The 6,739-nt window shown below is 61.1% G+C and carries 7 protein-coding genes and 1 pseudogene; 3 read left to right on the forward strand and 5 right to left on the reverse strand.

Annotated features, from left to right (window positions below; translation table 11 throughout):
- The 4 genes from ATN37_RS33210 to ATN37_RS21690 form a co-directional block, all read right to left on the reverse strand.
- Positions 1-1,042, reverse strand: a 1,042-nt coding sequence (locus ATN37_RS33210) for a helix-turn-helix domain-containing protein (protein WP_374103518.1), incomplete at its 3' end; no start/stop codon positions are given.
- A complete protein-coding gene (locus ATN37_RS33215; protein WP_082661381.1) occupies positions 984-1,478 on the reverse strand; it encodes an IS3 family transposase in 495 nt (164 codons plus the stop codon). The genes ATN37_RS33210 and ATN37_RS33215, both read right to left, overlap by 59 nt.
- A gap of 5 nt (positions 1,479-1,483) precedes the next feature.
- Complete coding sequence (locus ATN37_RS21685; protein WP_054828350.1) at positions 1,484-1,780, reverse strand: transposase; 297 nt, start codon at positions 1,778-1,780, stop codon at positions 1,484-1,486.
- A 277-nt stretch (positions 1,781-2,057) separates the two neighbouring features.
- Complete coding sequence (locus ATN37_RS21690; RefSeq protein WP_042926698.1) at positions 2,058-3,032, reverse strand: LysR family transcriptional regulator; 975 nt, start codon at positions 3,030-3,032, stop codon at positions 2,058-2,060.
- A gap of 197 nt (positions 3,033-3,229) precedes the next feature.
- Here ATN37_RS21690 and ATN37_RS21695 point away from each other — a divergent pair, with 197 nt between their 5' ends.
- The 3 genes from ATN37_RS21695 (at position 3,230) to ATN37_RS21705 (ending at position 6,093) form a co-directional block, all read left to right on the forward strand.
- A complete protein-coding gene (locus ATN37_RS21695) occupies positions 3,230-3,634 on the forward strand; it encodes a hypothetical protein (RefSeq protein WP_003941837.1) in 405 nt (134 codons plus the stop codon).
- 57 nt (positions 3,635-3,691) lie between these two features.
- A complete protein-coding gene (locus ATN37_RS21700) occupies positions 3,692-4,558 on the forward strand; it encodes an alpha/beta fold hydrolase (RefSeq protein WP_003941838.1) in 867 nt (288 codons plus the stop codon).
- Between the two features lie 86 nt (positions 4,559-4,644).
- Positions 4,645-6,093, forward strand: a complete 1,449-nt coding sequence (locus ATN37_RS21705) for an aldehyde dehydrogenase family protein (RefSeq protein WP_054828349.1) — start codon at positions 4,645-4,647, stop codon at positions 6,091-6,093.
- A 104-nt stretch (positions 6,094-6,197) separates the two neighbouring features.
- Here the strand turns inward: ATN37_RS21705 and ATN37_RS21710 are convergent.
- Positions 6,198-6,739, reverse strand: a pseudogene (locus ATN37_RS21710) (ISL3-like element ISPfr2 family transposase); the annotation flags it as partial.

The raw sequence follows: 6,739 nt of genomic DNA on the forward strand, positions 1-6,739 counted from the left end.
CGACGAACCGCGGCCGACGGGCATCGGACTGCCTATGTGGCTTGCGCGCAATTCGACCGCGGCGCAGTTGCTTTCCGAGTTCCCGTGTGAGATCGCCCCGGGCGTGCACGTAGATCGCTTGATAAATCGTCTCGGTGCTCGCACGCATTTCCGGCGTGGTCGGGAAGTCCTTGACCAGTCGGTGACTGATCTGTTGCGGCGACCACCTTTTCGCCAGTTTCCCTTGGACATAGGAACGAAGCTCGGCATTGGCAACCAGCTTCGCCTGCCGCGGCCTGGCCCGATGCTTCACCGACAGCCGATGCGCCGTATGAGGCATATATCCCCTCACCGAGACTGTGTTGCGCTTGAGTTCTCGGCTGATCGTCGACGGTGCGCGTCGCATCTGCGACGCGATCGCCCGGATCGACAACCCCGCACGCCGTAGGTCCTGCAACTGCTCGCGTTCGAGCAGGCTGAGGTAGCGGGGATGGATGATCTTCTCGACGACGTTGAGGTCGACACTTCCGCCGATCGCGCGAGTTCTTCGTTCTGGCACAACATCATTGTTCTTTACGGGGTACCGCACCACCCGACCGTCGGGATAGACCCGCCCCCGGTTGATGATCGTGATGCCCTTGTCCCAGTCGGTCGCCGATCGGGCATCGGCCCCGACGCGAGCCCTCGCCTCTACGCGCGTGAGTCCCGCAGCTCGCAGACGCAGGAACTCTTCACGCCGCGGGTTGACCTTGCGTGCCTCGCTGGTCGATATCCCTGCTTTCCGCGCCCACGCATAAGCGGTTGGCCGATGAATCCCCAGCTCATGAGCAACAGTCGAGATGATTTCCCGCTCGCGAACGAGCCGCAAGAACTCAGCTTTCAGTTCCGCGGGGTAAGTGCGCGGCGCCGTCCGCGCCATGGTCAGCCCTGTCTTCCGCAACCAGTTGTAGCCTGCGTCTTCATGAACGCCGACTGCACGCGCTGCAGCGCGGACCGTGCCACCTCTATCGAGTAGTCGGAAGAATTCTTCCTTCTGCTGATCCGTGTACTTTTTGCCAGCCATTGCAACACCTTCCAGTAGGTGTTGCGACGATTGCTGGAATCCAAGGAGTGCGATGTTCGGTGATATCAGTGACCCACAACCGATTTGGCTGTTCACGGGTGAACATCCGGTTGACCAGGTCGCCGGCTGTCGGTGTCTGATGTCGAGATTTCGGCCGTCTGGTCCCGGGTAGGCCTTTGATGCCGGCGCGCGACATCACGGCCTCGATTTGGTTGTGTCCGACGGACAGACCGAGTCCAAGGGTGAGCTCGGCGTGAATGCGCCTGGCGCCGTATGTACCGCGAGATGCGGCATGCACTGCGGTGATCTGTTCAAGTAGCCAGGTGTGCCGCAGAGCGCGTAGTGACGGTGGTCGGTTGCGCCATTCGTAGTACCCCGCTTCGGACACCTTCAGTAGGCGACAGGACGCCTGCACAGGTAGTCCTTCCGCGGCCATTGTCGCTATGGCCGCGAATCGCCTTTTGGGTCGTGTGGCTCTTTCAGCAGCTCACGGGACCGTTTCAGTATTGCGACTTCGTTCTCGAGTTCACGGATACGTCTTTTCGCCGAGGTGAGCTCGGATTGTTCGAGGCGTGAGAGTCCTGGTACCTGCCCCGTGTCGATCAGGTCCTGTTTGCGCCAACCGTAGATCGTCTGGTCGCTGACCTGGAGATCGTGGGCGATTTCCGCGATCGGCCGTCCTGCGGCGACCAGATCGAGGACCTTACGGCGAAATTCCTCGGGATATCTCTTCGGCATGGTCCTGCCTCCTTGGACAAGATCGTAGCCAGAAAACCAAGTTCACCGACTCGGCCAAACCGAGGGCACATCAAAGTCTCCGGACTCGCCGGGATGCTTCTATATTTGTCAAGACACCAAGATTGGGTGTGCGTTTTGACCATCGACAAAACGGATGATTCATCCTGCCGTCGCCAATATTTAGTAGTAGCGGAAGTCGCTGCCAGGTGCGCACGGCGATCAGACTGCGCTCACTGCCAGGACCGGCTAGCCCGATCCTCAAGTGCGCGGCGAGACGTTACGAAGTGAGCTTGGCCGGAAAACGGTCGAGCAAGGAGGTCACACCTTCGACCGCGGGCATCCATGAATTCGGCACAGGGCGGGCTGTAGCAACGCTGCGAGCAGCCTCTACGAAGTCGCGAGTCAATAGAGAATCGACGTCTGATCGCCAACCGATAGATAACGGCGTTGGTGGTATGCCGGTGACAGGAACGAACGCTAGTCCTGGCCGAGAATAGAACCGCTGCGTCGATGCTTGCGAGAACGCGACGCCCTTCTTCGACAAGATCGCTTCGAAACACTCGTCGACCGTTGAAACCTCGGCTCCGAGCCGAACGTCATGCCCATCGCGAGAGCTCAGTGCGAGCCAGAAGTCACGCCACTCGTCGGTACTGCGACGAGCAACGAATGGCTGACCTGTGAGATCCTCGACACTGATCGAATCATGTTGCGCAAGAGGGGAGTCCGAGCTAACAACCAGCACTCGCGGTTCGATGAAAAGGGTGTCGAGCGCGAGCCAGTCCGCAACGACGACGGGCGGCCTGATGAACGCTACGTCCACCGTGCCGTCGCCTAGTCCGACGTAGGGGTCGGAGAAGTCGAACGATTGCATTTCCACCTCGACATCCGGGTGCATCGAGCGAAATGCCGACAGGATGTCCGGGGTCAGCTCAGCGGCAGCATTCGCCTGGAATCCGATCACGAGATTGCTGCGCGCACTGCGGCCGACTTGCCGGGTGAGCGACGCAATGCGCTCGGCATCCGAGAGTAGCTGACGGCTTCCTTCCAAGAGCCTCACCCCTGCCGGCGTCAGGGCCACATGACGGCTGTCACGAATGAACAGCGCTGTCCCCAGAGAGTGCTCAAGCTTTCGAATCTGAACACTCAGAGATGGTTGGGCGATATGGAGCCGTGCAGCCGCACGGCCGAAGTGCAGTTCCTCCGCCACCGCCACGAAGTACGACAGCGGCCTCAACTCCAGGGGTAAGCGCACATCGCCGATGCTATTCGGCCAGGTAGATGCACACCAATAGTTGTTTCCTATCGATCGGAAGGGTCATTGGTATTGGACGTACCCGTCGATTGTCGGTGTGATGGGTGTCATGTTCGCGACGGTGAAGCACTAGCAATCACCCTTCGATCATCCCCGTTCCAGAAATAATCCGGCACACAAGTCGACGAAGGAAAACAATGACTGCCACCATCACTCAGACCCCCCAGCAGTGGGCCGATGCGTTCGAGCAGGCCTCGGATCAGGATCCCGAAATCCAGGCGCACGGCAAGTACTTCACTTGTTCGTACCTCTTGGACATGGGCACACATACCTTCGTCGTCGAGATGACGACCGGCAAAGTACACGCCATCACGGTCGATCCCGGCCCCCTCGACCGCCCGTACCAGTTCGCCATCCGGGCCAGTGCCAAGACCTGGCAGGGGTTCGGCGTGCCCGTACCCGCGCCGATGTACCACGGGATCTGGGCTGCTTCATTCCAACGGGACATGAAGCTCGAAGGCGACGTGCTGGTTCTCATGCAGAACTTGCGGTGCGTGACACGCCAGATCGAACTGCTCCGCACTGTCGGTGTGCCGGTCTGATTCACCAGCGCCACCCAAACCAGTTCAAAATCTCCCCCCAACGAAGGAACCCTCGAGATGAGCAAGATTTCCCCGGTGACGGGACACTACGTCGACGTCGACGTCGACGGCCTGCTGTACAAGGTCTTTTACCTGGAGAACGGCACCGGTCAGCCCTTGGTGTGCCAGCACACCGCCGGGGCTCACAACCATCAGTGGCGCGGGCTGCTGGAAGACGAAGAGATCACCGCGAATTATCGCGTCATCGCCTACGACCTACCTCGACATGGAAAGTCCGATCCGCCGGAGAACACCGAGTGGTGGACCGAGGAATACAAACTCTCGGCTGACCACTACGCCAATTTCATCGTTGCACTCGTTGATGCGCTCGAACTCGAGAATCCGATCTTCATGGGATCCTCGTTCGGCGGCAACATCGCCCTGCAGCTTGCGCTGCGCAATCCGGATCGCTTCGCCGGCGTCATCCCTGTCGAAGGTGCCGACTACTCGCCTGGCTTCTACCTCGACTGGTGGCAGCACCCGCACGCGAACGCAGCGCAGGTGTGCGCCAGCGGCACGTGGGATCTCATGGCTCCCCAGTCACCGGAGGCAGATCGCTGGAAGACCTGGTTCTATTACACCCAGGGATCCGAAGCGTTCAAGGGCGACCTGCACTTCTACTCGGTCGATCACGATCTGCGCGACAAGCTCGATCAGATCGACGGCGATCGCTGCCCCGTCGTGATGTTGACCGGCGACTACGACTACCTGACCACGCCGGAAGACAGCGCCCGAACGGCCGCGCAAATCAAGAACGCGCAGTTCATCGAGATGAAAGACATCGGTCACTTCCCGATGAGCGAGAACCACGCAGTCTTCCGCACCTACCTCATCCAAGCGCTCGAGATTCTCCAGAAGAACGCAGCCACCGCTGCATCCGTCTGACCTGTCCAGTACATCAACGCGCTCGCCGGCCACCGCAACAAGGGGGTCGGCGAGCAGTTGTTTGTACACTTCGAAGAGGAATACCGATGAGCATTAAACACTTTCCATTCCTGATCGCCGGCGAGGCGACGACGACCGATAGCCGTATCGCGATCCGCAATCCATTCGACGGTCGGATTGTCGCAACTGTGTCCGAGGCGGATCCGGTGCACATCGAGTCCGCGATCGCAGCTGCCTCGGCGGTGGCCACCGAATTCGCGAGTACACCCGTGCATATCCGCGCAGACGCTCTTATACACATATCAACGCGTCTGAACGACCGCCACGAGGAGATTGCCCAGCTCATCTCAGCCGAATCCGGCAAGCCAATCAAGTGGGCGCGTGTCGAGGTTACCCGCGCCGCTACCACCTTCCGGTGGGCAGCCGAGGAGGCCAGGCGCTGGAGTGGACACATGCAACGACTCGATACCGATGCAGGCTCGGACGGTCGTTTGGCTCTGGTTCACCGGGTCCCGCGCGGCCCCATCCTCGGGATCGCCCCGTTCAACTTTCCGCTCAACTTGGTCGCCCACAAAGTTGCGCCGGCGCTCGCCGTCGGTGCGCCGATCATCGTCAAGCCTGCGCCAGCGACACCGCTGTCGAGTCTGGTGCTCGGTGAGCTGCTGGCGGAAACGTCACTGCCAGAAGGCGCGTGGTCCGTGTTGACCGTCTCGAACGAAAAGGCTTCGGAGATGGTCCAGGATCCGCGTCTGCCGGTGGTCTCATTCACCGGTTCGGTTCCTGTGGGGTGGGCCATCCGCGATCGGGTGCCGCGAAAACACGTCACGCTCGAATTGGGAGGAAACGCCGCCGTCGTGGTGTGTGAAGACTGGTCCGATGAAGCCGGACAGGACTTCGCGGCCGAACGAATTGCGCGGTTCTCGATGTACCAAGCTGGTCAGTCCTGCATCGCGGTGCAGCGAGTATTCTTGCACGACAAGCACTACGAGAGCATGCGGCAACGGATACTGTCCTGGATCGGCATGTTGTCCACCGGTGCACCCGACGACGACGCTACCGATGTCGGTCCACTGATCGACGAGCGTGCTGCCGTGCGTGTGGAGCAGTGGATCGACGAGGCGGTGGCAGGCGGTGCGACCGTTCTCACCGGTGGCGGACGAGTGGGGGCCGTTGTCGAGCCCACCGTGATCGAGGACGCGCCCCGCGGCGCGCGGGTACTCGACGACGAAGTCTTCGGACCTGTCGTGGCGCTCTGCAAGGTCTCCTCGGACGAGGATGCGTTCGAGAAGGTCAATGAGTCTCGGTTCGGTTTGCAGGCAGGGGTTTTCACCTCAAACCTGCAGACCGCTTTTCGCGCCTCACGTGTTCTGAACGTCGGTGGAGTCATCGTCGGTGATGTCCCGAGCTACCGCGCCGATCAGATGCCGTACGGGGGCGTGAAGGACTCTGGGACAGGCAAAGAGGGAGTCCTTTCGGCAATGGAAGATCTCACTGAGGAGAAGGTGCTCGTTCTGACCGGCATCGACGTTCTGTAGAGCGGTGGTTGCCGTTGATCCACGCACGTGGTTCGTTCGTCCACGACATCAGCCGACGGCGTCTTCGCATGAACGCCTCAGATCATTTCTGCCGCTTAACCGGCTCATCCCAATCGGGGGTGTAGGAGTTGGGGTCTGAAGCCGCCGGTCTCGAGCAGGCTTCGGGCGATGTAGTTGGTCAGGTTGCGGAACCCGAGTGCGGAGCCGCGCAGGTGTTCGAGCCGTCCGTTGAGCGCCTCGGTCGGCCCGTTGCTGGTGCCGGGTCGTTCGAAGTAGGCGAGCACGTCAGCGGCTCGCTTCTTCAGGGTCCGGCCCAGGGTGGTGAGCTCGGTGAGCACCTTGGGGACGCCGGCACTGAGGTCGGTGATCAGCTTCTCCATGAGCTCGCGGCCACGTTGCCGGTCCTCGTGGCGATAGGCGGCGATCATGCGCTGGTAGACACCCCAGGTCGCCTCGACCTCGACGTGAGCGTCATCAACGAACAGCGCGCGTAGCCTGTCGCTCTGCTTGTCGGTAAGCAGGTCCGCGCCGGTGTGCAGCGTGCGCCGCGACTTGTAGAGCGGGTCGTCCCTGAACCCACGGTGCCCGTGGATCGCGAGTTGGACCCGGCGCCGGCACCTGTCGAGGGCGTCACCGGCCAGGCGCA

The organism is Rhodococcus sp. MH15, from assembly GCF_019266045.1.
Lineage (GTDB): Bacteria > Actinomycetota > Actinomycetes > Mycobacteriales > Mycobacteriaceae > Rhodococcus_F > Rhodococcus_F qingshengii.